We start from the raw sequence: 19,071 nt of genomic DNA on the forward strand, positions 1-19,071 counted from the left end.
GAGACCCGGCAGTTGGAGAACCGTCGTCAGGGAAACGAAAGTCCATGGAGCCCATCAAGTTTTCACGCAATGGGCCGATAGGATTCGAGCTGCAGGCCAGGGGTCGCTTCCGCCATTCCAGAACCATCGAGATCCAGTCCATGTCCACCGACTATGAATCTCATAGTGAATCGCCCGCTCATGACGATGCTGGTGCCGAACAATCGGCCTCGCTCGTGCCGATGCAGGAACCTATGGATATCGTCGATCTGGACTCGCATCGGCAGTGGGCGTTGGAGGCCATGGCGGCAGCCCAGAACTCCTACTGGAGATGGAACTCTCCCGACCGTAGTTTCCTCTGCGGCACCCTGGATGCTCGGGCTCATCACGCCGATGAGCCCATGCGCCTCGATTGGTGGACATTACTGAAGGCAATGCCATCGACCGAGCGTCGCCGCCTGATTATCTTGTGGCGACGAATCAATCGTGGCGAACAGGACCGCGTCGACATCCTGATCCAGCCCGACGCGACCCAGACATCAATCTGGTGGCGCATTCGCGGTGCCATCACCGCTCGCGATGACCAATCCGCTCCCGAGACAGCAACCGGTATCTGGGAAGTGATCGATGACCCACGCGATCAACGAAACCACGGCAGTATCCGGGCCCACGCGTTTGCCGCCTCGCGCGATCCGATGCTGGTCGTCGACGAGCGCTGGCGGATTCTCGAAACCAACGATGCATTCACCGAGCTCGGCGGCCTGCCGTCCAGCACGATCATCGGTCGCGCGCTGCAGCAGTATATCCAAGCCGATGTCCTTCACTGCGACCTGGCAACCATCGCGCGGAGTGACCGGATCCAGCATCACGAGGGCGTCTTTCATGTCGAGGGAGAGTCCCCCGTACCGGTCGAACTGACCCTCAGCCACTTCACCCTGGACGAGACTGGCCAGACGCATTACATCGCCGCGCTTCGAGACATCTCGGCACGCAAGCGCTCCGAGCGCGAGCTCGAGCATCTCGCCAGAATCGATACGCTGACGCAGCTTCCCAACCGCGCGACACTGCAGCAGATGCTGAATCGTCGCTTGCCGAAACTCGCTCCGGGACACGGGCTGGCGATCCTCTTCATCGATCTGGACGGTTTCAAGCACATCAACGACTCGCTGGGCCACCAGTCAGGCGACACGCTGCTCAAGATCATGGTCAAGCGCCTGCGTGCAACGCTGCGTAGCAAGGATCTCGTCGCGCGCTGGGGCGGCGATGAATTCGTGGTGGTCATCGACGTCGGCAGCGACGCGGAGATGGCCGACAAGATCGCCCGGCGCCTGCTCGAGGCACTGGCCCACCCCATGGTGATCAGCGGCCATCAGATCAGCGTCACGGCCAGCATCGGCGTCGTACACGCCCCACGCAATGGACGCGATACCGAAACGCTGCTCAAGCATGCCGATGTCGCCATGTATGCAGCCAAGGATAGCGGCAAGAACGCTATCGTCGCCTATCACGATCAGTTGAAGCATCACAATCTCGAGCAGATTTCGATGCTCTCCCATTTGCGTGAAGCCATCGTCAGGGAGTCGCTGGATTTCGTCGTTCAACCCAAGTTCGATGGCAACAATCGCGTGATCGGCGCAGAACTCCTGGCGCGTTGGCTGAGCGCCGAGTACGGGCAAGTTCCCCCGACGACTTTCGTGCCCCTCGCCGAACACAATGGCATGGCGTCGGCACTGGGAAATCTGGCCATCGAACGTGCTGCGCAGTATGCCGCGCGTCTCGCAACAACAGGCAATCCGCTTCCGGTGGCGGTCAACATCTCGGCACTGCACGTCATGGATGACGCCCTGGCGGGCACGTTGCGCAGCGCCTGCCAGCGCCACCGTATCACCGCCGACCAGCTCGAGCTCGAGGTAACGGAATCGGTGTTCATGGAAAACTCGCGAGCACCGGAAGCCCGGATCGAGCATCTCCGAAGCCTGGGCTTCCGTGTCGCGATGGACGACTTCGGCGCTGGCTACTCGTCGCTGGGTTATCTCAAACGACTCCCCTTCGATACCATCAAGATCGATCGCAGCTTCATGCAGGATCTGGAGGCGGATCCCCGATCCCGCCATCTGTTGGCAGGCATCGTCGGGCTGTGCGACCGGCTCGGCATGGAGACCGTCGCCGAAGGGGTCGAGACAAAAGAGCAGTGGCAACTGCTTCAAGCCTTGGGGGTCAAGCAGTATCAGGGCTACTTTCTGGGGCGCCCCATGGCGATGGAGCAGCTGATCGAACGGCTGAAGACCTGAGACCGATATCTCCTCCCTGGCCCGACTTGTCTTTACGTGTCAGGTCACCGTTCATCGCAACGTTCTTTGAAATCACGACACCCTCTGAAAATCGCGTTTCGTCGGCGGCGATGCAGGCACCGCACCGGTGGCGTTGCGCGTCGTGCTGACGTAACGTGCTGGATTCCCTCGATCGATTTCACGAAGCCGTTGCCATGTCTCCGATTTTCAGTCTGATAGCGCCCGCATCGTACACTCGCCCCGAGATACTGGCGCAGGCCGCTCAAGCCCTGCAGTCATTCGGTATTGCCGTACGCTTCCCCGCTCGATTGCAGAACCAGAAGCGTTACCTGGCAGGCGATGTCGACCATCGCCTGCAGACGCTTTACGACGCCTACGCCGATCCCGGAACTGACGCCGTGTGGGCCGTTCGCGGCGGCTACGGATGCGCACACCTGGCCACCGAGATCGATTGGGACAGACTGTCTGCCAAGCCGCTGATCGGCTATTCCGATCTCAGCGTGCTGCTGGATCAATGCCACCGTCACGGATTGCCGGCCATTCACGGACCGGTGATGAAAGAGGGCGTGAAGCTCACGGCCGATGATCCAGCCCTGCGTGCCGCGAGCCATCGCGATTTCGGCGCGCTGCTTGCACTTCTCGAGGGCAAGCCTGCCGAAAGCGTGACATTGACGCCCGTTTCGAGCGCATTGGAAAACCCCATCGAAGGGCCGCTGGTGGGGGGCAATCTCTCGACCCTGGCCAGCGTTGCGGGTAGCTCGCTGGCGTTCCGCGCGCCGCCGGGTGCCATCGTGATTCTCGAGGATGTCGGTGAGCCCTACTACCGACTCGAACGCGACCTTTGGCAACTGGCCTACTCAGGGGCACTGGATGATGCCGCTGCCGTGTGCATCGGCACTTTCGAAGACTGCGTTCCCTACGGCGAGCTGCATATCGAGACGCTGTTCGAGACGTGGCTGGCGCCCCGCGGATTGCCACTCTACGCCGGCCTGCCGATAGGACATGGGCGCGACAACCTGCCCTGGCGCTACGGGACGAACGCACGCATTGCCGCCAACCAGCTTCATTTCGGCTGAGTCTTTCACCGCCACATCGTTCACGGCGTCCGGCCCCGCAAAAAAACCGCCTCGCACAATGCGAGGCGGCCCTATGCCCGTCACTACCGGCCTGACGTCTACAAACGCTCGAACACCGTCGCCACCCCCTGGCCCATGCCGATACACATCGTAGCCAGACCCAAGGTGGTGTTCTGCTGGCGCATCACGTTGAGCAAGGTGGTGCAGATTCGCGCACCGGAGCAGCCCAAAGGGTGACCGAGGGCAATCGCTCCCCCGTGCAGGTTGACCGCCTCATCCAGGCGATCGAGCAGCCCGAGATCCTTCAGAACCGGGATCGACTGGGCAGCGAAAGCCTCGTTGAGCTCGACCGTCTGGATATCGCCAATCTTGAGGCCGGCGGTTGCCAGCGCTTTCTGTGTCGCCGGAACCGGGCCATAGCCCATGATCGACGCATCGCAACCGGCCACACCGGTGGAAACGATCTTGGCCAACGGCTCGAGACCCAGGGACTTGGCCCGCTCGTAGCTCATCACCATCAGCGCCGAAGCACCGACGGAAAGCGCCGAGGAAGTACCCGCTGTCACTGTGCCATTCCTGGGATCGAACGCCGGTTTGAGTGATGCCATCTGTTCCAGCGTGGCATCCTCGCGCACGACTTCATCGTGCTTGATCAGGCTGCGATAGCCCTGCTGATCGTGGCCTTCGATCGGCACGATCTCGTTATCGAAGTAACCCTGACGATTGGCCTCGCTGGCACGCTGATGGGAACGCAGCCCGAACTCATCCTGCTGTTCTCGAGTCACTCCATGCATCTTGCCCAGCAGCTCGGCGGTCAGGCCCATCATCATCGCTGCCTTCGCCGTGCTCTTGCTGGCTGCCGGATTGACATCGACGCCATGGGTCATCGGCACATGCTCCATGTGCTCGACGCCACCGATCAGATAGCAGTCGCCCATGTCGGCGCGGATATTGGCCACCGCAATGTGCAGCGCACTCATCGACGAACCGCAGAGCCGGTTGATGGTCTGCGCCGGCACCGTGCGCGGGATGCCGGTTAGAATGGCCGCATTACGCGCGATGTTCATCGACTGTTCCAGCGTCTGGTTCACGCAGCCCCAGAGGATATCGTCTACGCCTGCGGGATCCAGCCCGGCGTTACGCGTGAACAGCGCCTGCATCACGGCAGCAGACAGATTCTCGGCGCGGACGTGACGGAACGCCCCGTTCCTGGCTTTGGCCATGGGGGAGCGTACGGCATCGACCACCACGGCATCTCTTGCGTTCAAACTCATGACTGTGACTCCGATTGGTGGTGGGCTCAGCGATCGCTGACGTCAGGGTAAAAGCGCTCGCCGCTGGCCGCCATTTCCTTGAGTCGCGCCGTCGGCGCATACAGCGCACCCAGTTCGCCGGACAGCCGCTCGGCCACCGCCACGAACTCGGCAACGCCCATCGCATCGATGTAACGCAGCGCGCCACCACGGAACGGCGGGAAGCCGATGCCGTAGATCAACGCCATGTCGGCCTCGGCAGGCGAGCCGACGATGCCGTCCTCCAGACAGCGCACCGTCTCCATGCACAGCGGCACCATCATTCGCGCGATGATCTCGTCGTCGGAGAGCTCACGCGTTTCCCGCACGACCTCGGCCACCAGCCGGTGCGCCTCATCGTCATGCACTTTCTTCGGCTTGCCCTTCCTGTCCTCCTCATAGAGATAGAAGCCCTTGCCGTTCTTCTGACCGAGACGCTGGTTGTCCAGCATGATCTGGATCGCCGACTTGCCATCGTGAGCCATCCGATCCGGGAAGCCCTCCGCCATCACTTCGCTGGCGTGCACCGCGGTATCGATACCGACGACATCGAGCAGATAGGCCGGCCCCATCGGCCAACCGAAACGCTCCATCACCTTGTCGGCGCGCTCGAAGTCCACGCCGTGCTCGACCAGGCCGCTGAAGCCACCGAAGTAGGGGAACAACACCCGGTTGACCAGAAAGCCGGGGCAATCGTTGACCACGATCGGCGTCTTGCCCATCTGACGGGCGTAGGCGACGGTCGCGGCGACCGCGGCATCGGAGGTCTTGGCGCCGCGAATGACCTCGACCAGCGGCATCCGATGCACCGGATTGAAGAAGTGCATGCCGCAGAAGTTCTCGGGGCGCTTGAGGTTGGCCGCCAGCCGATCGATGGAGATGGTGGAGGTGTTGGACGCCAGGATGGTGTCGGCGGCGACATTGGCCTCCACCTCGGTGAGAACGGCCCCCTTGACCTTGGGGTTCTCGACCACGGCTTCGACCACCAGATCGACCTCACCGAAATCGCCGTAAGAGAGCGTCGGCCGAATGTTACCGAGCACCTCTGCCATTCGCGTCTGGCTGAGCTTGCCCCGCTCGAGCTGCTTGGTCAGCAGCTTGCGGGCCTCTTTCAGACCGAGTTCGATCGCCTCGGACCTGATGTCCTTCATCAGGATCGGCGTACCCTTGTAGGCGCTCTGGTAGGCGATGCCGCCGCCCATGATGCCCGCGCCGAGCACCGCGGTCTGTTCGACCGCCTTGGCGTCCTTCTCGTACTGTTTGGCCTTCTTCTTGACCGCCTGATCGTTCATGAACAGGCCGACCAGGTTGTAGCAGACGTCGGTCTTGGCCAGCTTCGCAAACGCCTGGGCTTCGATCGCCTGGGCGCGTTCGCGGCCTTCACCGGCGCCTTTCTGGATCACCCGGATAGCCTCGATCGGCGCCGGATAGTGTGGCCCCGCCTTGCCGGCCACGAACCCCTTGGCGGTCTCGAATGCCATCATCTGCTCGACCGCATTGAGTTTCAGCGGCGAATGCTTCTCGACCCGGCGCGCACGGTAATCGAGATCCCCGGCGTTGGCCTTGTCGATGATGTCGCGGGCCGCCGCCAGCAGATGGGACTGCGGCACCACGGCGTCGACGGCTCCGACCTTGAAGGCCGTCTCAGCATCGTTCTGTGCCCCCCCAGCGATCCATTCGATGGCGTTGTCGGCACCGATCAGCCGCGGAAGCCGGACACAACCGCCCCATCCCGGCACGATACCCAGCTTGGTCTCGGGCAATCCCATCTGGGCCGTTTCCGCCATCACGCGGAAATCGGTGGTCAGGCTGAGCTCGCACCCACCACCCAGCGCCAGGCCGTTGAGCGCCGTAACGGTCGGGAACGACAGATCCTCGATGCGGTTGAACAGCGCGTGGATTCGCGTGTTCATGTCGACCAGGAAAGCTTCGTCCTTGGCGAACATCGCATGAAACTCGGTGATATCGGCACCGACGATAAATACGTCCTTGGCGCTGGCAATGATCAGCCCTTTGAGGCCCGACTCACCTTCCAGCGCGTCGACGGCTTGCGACAACTCACCGATGACCGCAGACGAGAGCTTGTTGATCGCCTCATCCTTGAGATCGAGCGTCAGTAGCGCAAGATCGCCGTCCTGACGCTCGACCCGAATGGCATCGCCTTGATAGAGCATGGGAAATCTCCGTGCCATGGCTGCGAAAACGCCTCGTGTTGGCATCGACGAGGCGAATCATACGACTGTTTGAATATCGAAAGCTTGAGCCGCGCGAGTGGCCTCGTCAAGCTCAACCAAAGTCTCGGCCTGGATACTTACACGGCTCTTCTCGGGCACCGCTCGAACTCTCGCGCCGGCGCAGCCCCCCCGCGATACGGGGCGCACTACGCCGTCTTCGCGCAAAACCGTGCCTTACCCGCTAGAATGCCTCACCCGTCAGCCCGCTGTCTCTCCATCGCACGGATGTCGGCTGGCGACCGTGGCAATCACCCGATGCGGGAATCATTCGAATCCGGAATCACTCCAAGGAGCCTGGCCCGTGGCCGTGAAAGCACCCATGACGTCTTCGACACTGGCTCGGCTGGAACCGCTGGTTGCTCGCTTGCGCCGCTACCACTGGATCTGGCCCCCTGTCGCCTTCGTGCTGGGTTTGCTGGGATTTTTCCTGGTCAATCGACAGCAGTGGCTGGGCGCGCTGCTTGCACTGGGACTGGTGCTGACCTGGGTCTTGCTGATTGTCGAAAGCGTTGCCAGTAAATGGCTGACACGACACGGCCGCAACGCGGCGCTGCCTCGCGCCGCGGCGACGTTCATCGCACAGATGGTTCATCAGGAAACGCTGTTTTTCTCTCTCCCGTTCTTTCTTGCCACGACCATCTGGACCAGCGGTCAGGCCATCTTTACCGGGCTGCTGATCATCTGCTCGATCCTCGCCATTCTGGATCCCCTGTATTTCGGTCTGTCCAACCGCCATCGCTGGCTCTACTTCCTGCTCCACGCGCTCTGCGTGTTCGTGGTGATGCTGGTCACGCTGCCCATCATGCTGAGCCTGACCACCGGGGAGAGTCTGATTCTGTCGATTGTGGCGATGATGTTCTTCAGCCTCCCTAGCGTCGTGGGGCTGCTCAAGCCAGGGGGAATTGTCCGCTGGCTCGCCATGGCAGGGTTGCTGATCGTGCTGGGTGGCATTGCCTGGACCGGGCGAAGCTGGATACCACCGGCGACGCTGTGGTTGTCAGGCAGCGCGCTCTCCCCCGGCTTCGACACGGCCGCGCGCGAGCCCAGCGGTAGCATGAAGTTGACGCCGCAAGCCCTTCAGTCCCGTGGGCTCTACGTCTACACAGCGATCCGGGCGCCGCGTGGTCTGCGCGAAAAGATCTATCACGTGTGGCGTCATGACGGCGACGTGGTGGAGCGCATCGCACTGGTCATTCATGGCGGGCGAGATCAGGGGTACCGGGCCTGGACCCACAAGCAGAATTTCTCCGGCGAACTGGAGGGTCGTTGGCAGATCGACGTGATGACCCAGACCGGCCAACGAATCGGCAGCGTCCGTTTCACGGTGGCCGATGATGACGATGCCACGATGGCCGACGGCAGAATACAGCGTCCACCGGGCATCCCGGGCTGGAATATCCGTCATCTATTAGGAAACGATGGTGAACAGGACGACTAATCGCCAACCATTGTGGCTTGCATTATCCTGCGGCGCTTTGGAGAATGTTAGGACGTTCACGATTCAGGTAATCCGCTATGGCACAGCATATCGGCTTTAAACTGGCACGCCTGCCGCGACTCTGGCGCGCTGTCATCGATGAACGCTTGGCGCCACTGGGCTTGACCCAGACACGCTGGGTGACGCTCTGGAACCTGCGCAACATGGGTGGAGGTCAGGCCCAGTGCGATCTGGCGCGGGCCATCGGTGTGGAGGCGCCCTCGCTGGTGCGCACGTTGGACCAGTTGGCCGAGCAGAATTTGATCGAGCGCCGTCCGTGCGCCGAGGATCGTCGCACCAAGCGGCTTCATCTGACGGATGACGCGACGCCGCTACTCGAGAAGATCGAAGAGATCGTCAACGCCGTCCGCGATGAAATGCTGGGTGGATTCACGCAGGAAGAGGTCGATACGTTCGAGAGCATGCTGGACCGTATCGAAAAAAACGGGCTGGACTTGCAACGGCAGTCCGAGGAGGCCAAGGCGAGCTGATCCCGTCCTGGCTCGGCTCTAGCCCGAATTCTAGCCGGCTCGAATTCCGACCGGCTCGACGCGTTCGGTGCTGGCCGCGCCCCGGCAAACCCACTCTCCGTATTCCCGTCTGGCGGTGCGTGGCGCTCATAGCGGCCGGGTCGGAACCTCGACTTTTCTGCCGCTACCGGCCAGGGTGTCACGCATCGAGAGCCAGCTTGCCCAATCCTGCTGAAATCGCTCCAGACTCATCGCTTCCTGCCACCAGACGCACATCGTGTGTTTACCGGATTCGACGATCAGCGCATCCGCCGGCAACTGCTCCAGCCACTGTTTCAGCGCCGCCAGCCGATCTGCATCCAACGATGGCAACGGCGCCTGACGCCAGCGCCACTGATCCGTCGCCGCTTCCAGCGCCTCACTGGCGACGTCGTTACGGATCACGGTGAAATCGCTACCCGTCTCCGTACCGGGATAACGCAGCCGATAACCGGTGAGCGCAACATTCGGCATTGCCAGCGGCGCCTTGGTGAAATTCAGCTCCCCGCCATTGGCCTTGACGTGCCGCCGCATCTGGCCCCGGATGGATTCGCCTCGACTGGGTCGAAGCCACACCATCGGTGACAGAATCAACAGCACCGCAACCAATAGAAAACCCAATACCGCCATTACCTCTCCCCTCCTGTCTCGACCGCCTGTCCCCGAACCTGGCGGATGCCGGACCTGTGGCGTCGGGGCCGATGGACGCCGAATCCGCCGGCGCCGAACGACGGCGATGCATGACGCGATGCCATCTGTCCGCAAACGATTGCATCGCGTTGCGTCACGGCAGCGCATGGTTGATGATCGTCTGCGCGCCTGACCGCAGACCATTGTCGGAAATGACGTTGTGTCGTCCATGAGGCGCGCTTACAGTTAGTCATGTTCTTTCGCCGGACGGGGGATTACCCGATGAGCAACGAATACCATCACGTGCTGGTTGCCGTGGATCTGACCAAGGATTCGCATAAGGTACTGGAACGAGCGATTCCCATCGCGCGCCGGAATCAGGCCAAGCTCTCGATCATCCATACGCTGGAGCCTCTGGGATTCGCCTATGGCGGCGATATCCCGATGGACCTGACGAGTATCCAGGATCAACTCGACGAGCATGCCACGCAACGGCTGGCAGACATCTCCGACCCCTACGATATCCCGCGAGAAGATCAGCATATCGTAGTGGGAATGCCTGACACCGAAATCCAGCGCTTTGCCAAGGAACACGATGTCGATCTGATCGTCGTGGGTTCCCACGGGCGTCACGGTTTCGCGCTACTGCTGGGTTCGACGTCCACCGGCGTTCTCCACGGAGCGGAGTGCGACGTGCTGGCAGTTCGCGTCGGCAAGGATGGCGAAACGGAAGAGTGACCCCGCCTTCGCCCCGTGACTCAACTCGCCCCTTGCCCGCCGCTGACGGGCAAGGGGCCCGGTACTGTCGTCACCGACTGCTAGCCGTCCCCTTCCGCCATCGCCTCCAGTTCCATCCAGCGTTCCATCGCCCGATCCAGCTCGGCCTGGGTTTCTGAAAGCGCCTCGATGGCAGCGGCCACGGTCTCGCTATCCTGCTGATAGAAATCCGGCGCGCCCATCTGAGCTTCGAACGTCTCGATCCGGCCCTCCAGCGACTCGATCGTTGCCGGCAACATCTCCAGCTCTCGCTGCAGCTTGTAGGAAAGCTTCTGGCGGCGTTTGTTATTGTCACCCGCGGCCGTCGCCGAGGGGGCGGCTGCCATCTGTCGCTCGGCCAGTTTTTCCTGAGCCTTGCGCGCTTCGGCCAATTCCCATGGCGCAGGCGGCAGACGCCCGCCCTGCCGCACCCAGTCGGTGTACCCGCCGACGTAGCTGCGCACGATGCCGTCGCCCTCGAACGCCAACACGTCGGTGACCACGTTGTCCATGAACGCCCGGTCATGCGAGACCAGCAGCAAGGTGCCCTCGAAATCGAGCAGCAGCTCTTCCAGCAACTCCAGCGTTTCCACATCGAGATCGTTGGTTGGCTCGTCGAGCACCAGCACATTGGCCGGCTGGGTAAATAGCTTGGCCAGCAGCAGCCGATTGGACTCACCCCCGGATAACGCCTTGACCGGCTGCCGCGCGCGCTCCGGCGTGAACAGGAAATCCTGCAGGTAGCTGATGACGTGCTTGTCCTTGCCCGCGACCGTGACCTTGTCGCTACCCTGGGCGACGTTGTCATAGACGCTCTTGTTCGGCTCCAGCCCTTCGCGCAGCTGGTCGAAATAGGCGACCGACAGATTGGTCCCCATGCGGACCTCGCCCTCGCTGGGCTCGAGCTCGCCCAGCAGAATCTTGAGCAGCGTCGTCTTGCCGGCGCCGTTGCGCCCGATCAGCCCGATGCGATCGCCGCGCTGAATCTCCAGTGACAGATCGCGAATGATGCAGGCATCGGCGTAGTATTGCGTGACCGCTTTCAGTTCGACGACACGCTTGCCGCTGCGCTCGCCGCCATCCACCTGAAATGAGGCTTTCCCCTGCCGCTCGCGCCGTTGCGAACGCTCGTTACGCATTTTCTCCAGCGCCCGCACCCGCCCCTCGTTACGCGTACGGCGGGCCTTGATACCCTGCCGGATCCAGGTTTCTTCCTGAGCCAGCTTCTTGTCGAATTCGGCGCGCTCACGGGCTTCGACTTCGAGCTCGTGCGCTTTCTGGGCCTGATAGGTGGCGTAGTCGCCGGGATAGCGACCCAGGCGTCCGCGATCAAGCTCCAGAATGGTGGTCGCCAGCTTGGACAGGAAGGCACGGTCGTGGGTGATGAAAAGAACGGCCCCGTCGAATGCCAGCAACTGCTCCTCGAGCCAGGTAATGGTATCGATATCGAGATGGTTGGTCGGTTCGTCGAGGAGCAGCAGATCAGGGCCGGCAACCATTGCGCGCGCCAAGGCCACGCGCCGACGCCAGCCACCCGACAGACCGCTCATCATGGCATCGGCCGGCAGGCCCAGTCGGGTCAACACGGTATCGATCCGCTGGTGGAAGGACCATCCATCCTGCGCTTCCAGACGGGTCTGCAGCGTTTCCAGCCGGCGCATGTCCGGTTCGGCCATCGCCACGAGGCGGTGATACTCGGCCAGTAACGCACCGGTCTCGGGCAGCCCCTGGGCGACGACCTCGAAGATCGTCGCATCGTCGGCGTCCGGCAGCGTCTGTTCGAGAACGCCGATCTTCAACCCCGGTGCACGCCAGATATGGCCGTCATCGGCCTGATTTTCGCCCGTGATCAGTTTCAGCAGGGTCGACTTGCCGGTGCCGTTACGCCCGACCAGCGCGATGCGCTCCCCCTTTTCGATCACCAGATCGGCGCCGTCGAGAAGCGTATGATGCCCGTAGGCGAGTTGCAGTTGTTCAAGGCGTAGCAGAGCCACGTAGGACCTCGCGATCGTGAGTCTTCGAAAAAGCTGACTGTTGCATCTGTAAAGCGTATCGCTTGCAAACGCCTAGCGTGTCGCGCTTGCGGAACGTGTGTCTTGATCGGCATTGTACCTTGCTCGCCCACTCTCGCCGAAATGGATTGGCGCAGGCTTCGTCCCTGAGGATTGTCGCTTTACAATGCATGCCGACATTTTCCCATTGACGCGAACCCGTCACATCAAAGCCATCAAACCAAAACCATCAAACCAATCCATGGACTCAAAAGGAGTGCCGCGTGAGCGACACGCCCCAGCATGAAGCTTCGAACGGCGAGTCTCCCTTGCCAGAAGCGTTACGAATCACATCGCCGACGCCACTGGTCGATATCGGCGCCAATCTGACCCACGAAAGCTTCGAGCGGGATCTCGAGGCCACACTGGCCCGGGCGACGAATGCCAATGTCACCACTCTGGTGATCACCGGTGCCGACCTCGAGGGGGCAACCAGGGCAGCTCGACTCGCGACGCGCTTCTCGGGCCTTCATGCCACGGCAGGTCTGCACCCCCACCACGCCTCCGACTGGTCCGGCGAGCTGGAGCAATCGATGCGCAATCTCCACCAGCAGGATGTCGTGGTTGCCGTGGGGGAATGTGGTCTCGACTTCCACCGCAATTTCTCGACGCCTGCAGATCAGGAGCACGCGCTGGAAGCCCAGTTGGCTCTCGCAGCGGAAACCGGTTTACCCGTGTTCCTGCACGAAAGGGACGCCGGCCGTCGAATGCTGGAGATTCTGCATGAATGGCGGGGCAGGATCAGCGACGCCGTCGTTCACTGTTTCACCGGTGACAAGCAGACACTTCATGGCTATCTCGACCTGGATCTGCACATTGGCCAGACCGGCTGGCTGAGCGACGAACGCCGCGGCCATCATCTTCGCGAGTTCGTCGCCGATATCCCCGGCGAGCGTTTGATGGTGGAAACCGACTGCCCCTACCTGCTGCCAAGAAATCTGCCGGCGAAGATTAAAGGACGCCGTCACGAACCGGCTCTGCTACCTTGGATAGTCAGAGAACTCGCTCACTGGCGCGGCGAAAGCGAAGCCGAGCTGGCACAACAAACCACGCTCACGGCCAGGCGTTTCTTTAGGCTCGAGGAGGACGCTGGCAAATGACGGACTATCCGGGATTCATCGCAATAGAAACTGGCGGCGATAATTCGCTGCCACTGGCCATCGCCTGGGCGCTCCCCAATGGTCAGATCAAGAACACCCTGATTCAGCCGGACGACGAATGGTTGAAAGACGAGCTGCTGTCGCTCGGCGGCTATGATCTCGACGAGCTGCGCCATCTCGGAATCAGTCCGCTGGACGTCATCCGAGAGCTGGAAAACGATCACTTCAGCGAGACGCTCTACACCGCCGGCGTTCAGGACGATGAAGCGGCGCTATCGTTGATGTTCGACGACTTCGGCGTCGATCCGTTCGTGGAGTTGGAACCGGCGGCGAATCTCTATCCCGAGCTCGATGCCGGCGAATGGTCTCGCGCCCGCAGTGAACTCTTCGGCGAGATGGGTCTCGAGCCCTTGCGTCCGGAGCATGAAGTGCAGGTCATGCTCTATCTGCATCAGCGACTCGTGCAGCAGGACGAGTAGCGCTACCCGCCCCGAGCCGTCGCCGCCCGGCGGCGACGGCTTGCAGAACCCCGCCCTTTCCGGAATAAAAGACCTCGAGCATATCGATGAGTGCGTGCGCCCGCAGAGGGATACCCTCGCGGCGATAGCGCGCCGCCCGTGCCGTCACCTTCGCAGCGAATGCGTCACGATCGACTTCAACGCCATCGAGATTGTCGACGCTGACCTGGAACGGCTTGCGACAGGCGTCGCTGAGCATCGATTCGAGTGCCTGGGGCGCGACCTCGACCCGCTCGAAGTCGGCCTGCCGGCGGGCATCTCGTCCATCGGGCTCGTACCAGTAACCGTAATCCTCGAGCTGCCGACGCGCCTTGCCGGCGATGCACCAATGGCTGATTTCATGCAGTGCGCTGGCGAAAAAACCGTGAGCAAAGACGATCCGATGGTGATCGTGCTGCGCATCGGCAGGCAGGTAGATCGGCTCGACGTCGCCGCGAATCAAGCGGGTCCGATAGCTGTCGGCGAATACGCCGTCGAACAGGACGATCAAATCTTCGATGTCGTGGGTCATGAACGGCCTCCAGAACACCGCGGCAGTATACGTAAGTTGTCGGCGCGCGCCGAGCGTCTGTCAACGACTCCTGCTAGAATCGCCGCCCTGTCCGTTCGGTCAAGGAGCGCTTCGTGTCGACCGCCAATCATTTTTACCGCTGCCGGCGGGAGACCGCGAGCCTGGTGCGGCTGGCGCTGCCGGTCTGCGGTGCGCAACTGGCCCAGGCCGGCATGAGCGCCTCGGATGTCATCATGTCAGGACGCGCCAGCGCCACTGACCTGGCAGCGGTTTCGGTGGGCGCCAGCCTGTGGGTACCGTTGATGCTGCTGATGACCGGCACGCTGATGGGCGTGACGCCCATCGTTGCACATCGGGCCGGTGCCGGGGATTTCGATCAGGTGCGGGGAAAAGTCCATCAGGCTCTGTGGGTCGCACTGGTCCTTGGATGCCTAAGCGCGCTGGCCATGACGCTGGGCGCTAGAGCCATCTTCCAGCTGATGCAGATCCCTGCCGACGTCGCCGGCCTCGCGATCGAATATCTGAGTGCGGTGGCTTTCGGAATCCCCGCCGTGGCACTCTACCAGGCACTGCGCGCCTTCTCCGACGGCATGCATCATACCCGGCCCGCGCTGTGGATGAGCCTCGTGGGTCTGGCCGTGAATATTCCCGCCAATTTCCTGCTGATCTACGGCGGTCCCGGACTGGTCGAGCTATGGGGCGACGATATTCCGACGCTTCTCCAGCAGTTGCCAGCACTGGGGGCACTCGGCTGCGGTATCGCGACTGCGATCTCGATGTGGGCAATGTGCCTGGGAATGGTCTGGTACACGACGCGCAGTCGAGCCTACGCGCCAGTCTCGCTGTGGGCGTCGCCGACACCGCCGCGCTGGAAAGACATCGCAGAGCTTTTATACATCGGCCTGCCGATTGGGCTGGCCATCTTCTTCGAAGTCACCCTGTTCACGGTAATCACGCTACTTGTCGCCTACCTGGGGGAGATCACGGTCGCCGCACACCAGATCGCGCTCAACGTGACTTCGATCCTGTTCATGCTGCCACTGTCGCTGAGCATGGCGCTGACCGTCAGAGTGAGCAATCGGCTGGGAGCCGGCGACATGGCGGAAGCGCGCTTCGTGGCCTGGAACGGCATCGGCGTCGGCTTCGCGCTGGCGCTGCTCAACAGTCTGCTGATCTGGCTGCTGGCAGCACCGGTGGTATCGCTCTACACCAATAATGTCGAAGTACGAACCTTGGCGATGTCGCTGATCCTGCTGGCGATGCTGTTCCAGATCTCGGATTCGCTGCAGGTCAACCTGGCAGGCGCCTTGAGAGGATACAAGGATACGCGGGTGGTCATGGGCATCACGTTATTGTCCTACTGGTTCGTCGGGCTAGGCTGTGGCCACCTGCTGGGGCGCGGCATGGACAGTACGTTCGCTTCTCTGGGCATCTACGGTTACTGGATAGGTCTCAACGCCGGTTTGACGACGGCAGCAGGCCTACTGGCCTGGCGGCTCTGGCGCGTCAGCCGTCAACGTTCAGCGAAAAACGCAGTTTATCTGCATTGAGTTTGCCGTGGGACTTAACACGCCCTTCATGGCTATGCTAATACTGGCGTCATGCCTCAAGCCGAGACATTGCCGACCAGGAGGGTAGCCATGGGTGTCCCACTTTCCCCTCGCTCTGCGCAGATCATTGATCTGGAAACCATGAGGCACCGGCTGAGAGCCAGGAAGCGGTTGGTCCGGCTATCGCCCGAACTCGATGGTCTAGAGATGCTCTATTATCTCGCCTCCGATCCCGACACGCTGTATGGCATGCCGCTGCTGGCATGGGGCCTGCGTGAAGATGACGAAGTCGTCGGGCTGGTGCCATGGATGGAGTCGCTGGCGCCATGCCATGAACTCGACGATCCCGAGTATGGTCATTTCGTCGGTTATCGGGACCCCGAGACCCACGAAATATTCCACGATGCGCCGGAACATAAGATCGCTGAACTGGAACATGCGGCGGCCTACTTCGACTATGAAGAAACCCCGGAAGTCTCACTGACTCAGCAGCTCCCGGAAACGCAGGGAACGCATGCGCTATGCATGGATGAAGACGGCAGGCCCTGGCAGCTCAAGCAGATCGTCGGCTGGCACCTTTACCGCAATGGCACTGTCGACGCGATGCTGGTCGACGATACGCAAGCCACGCCGTTTCCCGTTTTGATGGGAGACGATTGTCTCTATCCCGGCCGCAGCCGGCACCGCACGCTCTATTTTTTCCAGCGCAATATCGCTAACCGCATCCGAAACGAAGATCCGGACACGCTGGAGGCGCTGGCGCTGATGGTTGCGCCGGGAAACTGACGCGTTATCGGGAAGGCGCCCCATCCCACGGGTGGTAAAGTCGACCGCTATCTCATCCGAGCAGGATGCGATAGCGGTATTCATCCCCATCCTGGCTCTGTTCGACTAGCTGGTGGCCGAGAAAGCTGCAGAACTTGGGGATATCGCGGGTGGTCGCCGGATCGGTAGCGATGACCTCGAGGGTATTTCCAGCTGTCATGTCACGGACCTTGTTGTGCATCAACATGATCGGCTCGGGACAGTAGAGCCCTCGTGTATCCAACGTTTCATCTGGATGGGTTGCCGCATTGTTCATGGTTGCCTCACACGATTTACCGTCGTTAGCCGTCCAGTCGAACGTGGACGGTGACCTCTTCACGGTCATGATACAAGTGGCGGCAGGCGATACTGGCCACTACGCCTTTGGCTTTCAGCGTCACTTCCAGCCGATTCAAACAGCGCTGAACCTCTTCCCAGCGCTTTTTCATCGGCAGCTTGAGATTGAAGATTGCCTCTCGACACCAACGTTTGACCAACCAGCGCTCGACCATGTCGATCACACGCATCGGCTTGTCGACGATATCGCACACCAACCAATCAAGCCGATATGGCGGCTCCCAGACAAAACCATCTTCACGCAGATGCTCGACCTGCCCTGTCGCCATGAGTCCCGGCGCCATGGGTCCATTATCGATGGCGTAGACGAACATCCCTCGACGCACCAATTGATAAGTCCAGCCACCCGGTGCTGCGCCGAGATCCACGGCCTGCATACCGTTATGCAGACGAGATTCCCAGGCATCCTTCGGCACGAAAGTATGCCAGGCCTCCTCGAGTTTCAACGTGGAACGGCTCGGGGCATCGGCGGGATGACGCAAGCGCAGAACACCACCCGGGTGATCGCTGCGATTGCCTGGAAAGCTCATTCCGACCTGTACCGAATCGCCGGATAGCCAGAACAGATGCAGGCGACGTCCGCCGGCTTTGCGGCGCAGCCCGCCACCCCGCTTCAAGGTACTTTCCAGCGGACGACTCAGCGACTTGGCGAGACGGCCCAGACTCTTGCCATCATTAGTGTCCGGCGTCTCGTGCCAGATCGACTCGAAATTCCAGCCACTCTCCTTGATCAGATTCAAGATAGGTGAAATCCGATCGTCTCGAGAGAGCGGGAGTGGTTCGAAGGCAATGAGTGACTGCCTCGCGAACACCAGAGACATCAGCGGTAACTCACGGTGAACGCTGTTTGCTGGCTGAGCGTCGTGGGTCTGCCAGCGCACGAAGCCACTATCAGGATCAGCCGCAACGACTTCACCAGACTCACCGGTTTCATGCGCGCGCGCACTGACCTCGGCGGCCAGATCGGGCTCGAAACCCGCTCGACAATATAACAGCCATTCGTTGGGCACTCGATTCACAATCGCCTCGCTGCGCTGGCATTCATCTCTGGAAAAAACCGACATAAAAAACCCCAGCCTGTTGGCCGGGGTTTCGGATAGAAGCGTGACGATACCCGGCCGGCGCTCCGGGGCTTGACTCAGCTCATCCTGAGTCTCGCCCTTCGGGCCCGCTAAAGCGGTTCCCGTTTATTCCCGATAAACGGGTCCACGGGGAAACCCCTTGGTTTTTGTCGCACCATAAAAATACCCCAGCTTCTTTCGAAGCTGGGGTACGGTATAGGTGCCTGACGATGACCTACTCTCACATGGGGAGACCCCACACTACCATCGGCGCTAAGCGGTTTCACTACTGAGTTCGGCATGGATCAGGTGGTTCCCGCTCGCTATGGTCGTCAGGCAAAACTGACGCAGAAATAATGAGCCTTCACTGCCTACCCGGCCCTCATTCCCACTGATTCGGATCATGCTGCTGAGCGACGTCTATTGGCTGCCCGCTCTTGAGGGCAGCGCGTATCCGGCAATGTCGGTGATGATCACCGAACGGAGAAGGGATCTTTCTTTCCGTCTCTCGTAAACCCCTTGGGGTTATATGGTCAAGCCTCACGGGGCATTAGTACACGTTAGCTCAACGCCTTGCAGCGCTTCCACACCGTGCCTATCAACCAGCTAGTCTTGCGGGACCCTTTAGGAGACTCTAGGTCTCGGGGAGATCTCATCTTGAAGAAGGCTTCCCGCTTAGATGCTTTCAGCGGTTATCCCGTCCGCACATAGCTACCCGGCGATGCCACTGGCGTGACAACCGGAACACCAGAGGTGCGTCCACTCCGGTCCTCTCGTACTAGGAGCAGCACTTCGCAAATCTCCAACGCCCACGGCAGATAGGGACCGAACTGTCTCACGACGTTCTAAACCCAGCTCGCGTACCACTTTAAATG

At 61.2% G+C, this 19,071-nt stretch carries 16 protein-coding genes and 2 rRNA genes; 9 read left to right on the forward strand and 9 right to left on the reverse strand.

Annotated features, from left to right (window positions below; translation table 11 throughout):
• Positions 1-140 precede the first annotated feature (140 nt).
• A complete protein-coding gene (locus BTW07_RS06360) occupies positions 141-2,270 on the forward strand; it encodes a putative bifunctional diguanylate cyclase/phosphodiesterase (RefSeq protein ID WP_158025864.1) in 2,130 nt (709 codons plus the stop codon).
• A gap of 194 nt (positions 2,271-2,464) precedes the next feature.
• The gene (locus BTW07_RS06365) at positions 2,465-3,346 is read left to right on the forward strand and encodes a S66 peptidase family protein (protein ID WP_075569341.1); all 882 of its coding nucleotides are present in this window, start codon (positions 2,465-2,467) and stop codon (positions 3,344-3,346) included.
• Between the two features lie 98 nt (positions 3,347-3,444).
• On the opposite strand, the gene fadA is transcribed toward BTW07_RS06365, so the two are convergent.
• Entirely contained in the window at positions 3,445-4,620 is a 1,176-nt protein-coding gene (fadA, locus tag BTW07_RS06370; RefSeq protein ID WP_075569342.1) for an acetyl-CoA C-acyltransferase FadA, read from the reverse strand.
• Between the two features lie 26 nt (positions 4,621-4,646).
• Positions 4,647-6,812, reverse strand: a complete 2,166-nt coding sequence (gene fadB / locus BTW07_RS06375) for a fatty acid oxidation complex subunit alpha FadB (RefSeq protein ID WP_075569343.1) — start codon at positions 6,810-6,812, stop codon at positions 4,647-4,649.
• 379 nt (positions 6,813-7,191) lie between these two features.
• Here fadB and BTW07_RS06380 point away from each other — a divergent pair, with 379 nt between their 5' ends.
• Together BTW07_RS06380 and slyA are read left to right on the forward strand one after the other, a co-directional pair.
• Positions 7,192-8,310 (forward strand): DUF5924 family protein, encoded by a 1,119-nt coding sequence (locus BTW07_RS06380; RefSeq protein ID WP_083941594.1) that lies wholly within the window; start codon positions 7,192-7,194, stop codon positions 8,308-8,310.
• 77 nt (positions 8,311-8,387) lie between these two features.
• Entirely contained in the window at positions 8,388-8,840 is a 453-nt protein-coding gene (slyA, locus tag BTW07_RS06385) for a transcriptional regulator SlyA (RefSeq protein ID WP_075569344.1), read from the forward strand.
• 126 nt (positions 8,841-8,966) lie between these two features.
• Here slyA and BTW07_RS06390 read toward each other — a convergent pair whose 3' ends face one another.
• Positions 8,967-9,488, reverse strand: a complete 522-nt coding sequence (locus BTW07_RS06390) for a hypothetical protein (protein WP_075569345.1) — start codon at positions 9,486-9,488, stop codon at positions 8,967-8,969.
• A gap of 282 nt (positions 9,489-9,770) precedes the next feature.
• On the opposite strand from BTW07_RS06390, the gene BTW07_RS06395 reads away from it, so the two are divergent.
• Positions 9,771-10,226: a universal stress protein gene (locus BTW07_RS06395; RefSeq protein ID WP_071230430.1), complete on the forward strand. Its 456-nt coding sequence runs from the start codon at positions 9,771-9,773 to the stop codon at positions 10,224-10,226.
• 80 nt (positions 10,227-10,306) lie between these two features.
• Here the strand turns inward: BTW07_RS06395 and BTW07_RS06400 are convergent, their stop codons facing one another.
• Positions 10,307-12,238, reverse strand: coding sequence for an ATP-binding cassette domain-containing protein (locus BTW07_RS06400; RefSeq protein ID WP_075569346.1), 1,932 nt, complete (start codon positions 12,236-12,238; stop codon positions 10,307-10,309).
• Between the two features lie 281 nt (positions 12,239-12,519).
• Between BTW07_RS06400 and BTW07_RS06405 the strand changes: the two genes are divergently transcribed.
• Together BTW07_RS06405 and BTW07_RS06410 are read left to right on the forward strand one after the other, a co-directional pair.
• A complete protein-coding gene (locus BTW07_RS06405) occupies positions 12,520-13,395 on the forward strand; it encodes a TatD family hydrolase (RefSeq protein WP_075569347.1) in 876 nt (291 codons plus the stop codon).
• Positions 13,392-13,874: a hypothetical protein gene (locus tag BTW07_RS06410; RefSeq protein ID WP_075569348.1), complete on the forward strand. Its 483-nt coding sequence runs from the start codon at positions 13,392-13,394 to the stop codon at positions 13,872-13,874. The genes BTW07_RS06405 and BTW07_RS06410 overlap by 4 nt, the downstream gene beginning before the upstream one ends.
• Here the strand turns inward: BTW07_RS06410 and BTW07_RS06415 are convergent.
• Positions 13,831-14,424: an elongation factor P hydroxylase gene (locus tag BTW07_RS06415; RefSeq protein WP_075569349.1), complete on the reverse strand. Its 594-nt coding sequence runs from the start codon at positions 14,422-14,424 to the stop codon at positions 13,831-13,833. The genes BTW07_RS06410 and BTW07_RS06415 overlap by 44 nt on opposite strands.
• Positions 14,425-14,537: 113 nt before the next feature.
• Between BTW07_RS06415 and BTW07_RS06420 the strand changes: the two genes are divergently transcribed.
• Positions 14,538-15,974, forward strand: a complete 1,437-nt coding sequence (locus tag BTW07_RS06420; RefSeq protein WP_075569350.1) for an MATE family efflux transporter — start codon at positions 14,538-14,540, stop codon at positions 15,972-15,974.
• 90 nt (positions 15,975-16,064) lie between these two features.
• Positions 16,065-16,760, forward strand: coding sequence for a hypothetical protein (locus BTW07_RS06425; RefSeq protein ID WP_075569351.1), 696 nt, complete (start codon positions 16,065-16,067; stop codon positions 16,758-16,760).
• A 52-nt stretch (positions 16,761-16,812) separates the two neighbouring features.
• Here the strand turns inward: BTW07_RS06425 and tusA are convergent, their stop codons facing one another.
• The 4 genes from tusA to BTW07_RS06445 form a co-directional block, all read right to left on the reverse strand.
• On the reverse strand, positions 16,813-17,055 hold the full coding sequence (gene tusA, locus BTW07_RS06430) for a sulfurtransferase TusA (RefSeq protein WP_075569352.1): 243 nt from the start codon (positions 17,053-17,055) through the stop codon (positions 16,813-16,815).
• A 25-nt stretch (positions 17,056-17,080) separates the two neighbouring features.
• The gene (gene rlmM, locus BTW07_RS06435; protein WP_075569353.1) at positions 17,081-18,199 is read right to left on the reverse strand and encodes a 23S rRNA (cytidine(2498)-2'-O)-methyltransferase RlmM; all 1,119 of its coding nucleotides are present in this window, start codon (positions 18,197-18,199) and stop codon (positions 17,081-17,083) included.
• Between the two features lie 219 nt (positions 18,200-18,418).
• Positions 18,419-18,533: ribosomal RNA gene (gene rrf / locus BTW07_RS06440) — 5S ribosomal RNA — on the reverse strand.
• A gap of 192 nt (positions 18,534-18,725) precedes the next feature.
• A 23S ribosomal RNA gene (locus BTW07_RS06445) occupies positions 18,726-19,071 on the reverse strand; the annotation flags it as partial.

Source organism: Salinicola socius (genome assembly GCF_001937195.1).
In the GTDB taxonomy this organism is placed as follows: Bacteria; Pseudomonadota; Gammaproteobacteria; order Pseudomonadales; family Halomonadaceae; genus Salinicola; species Salinicola socius.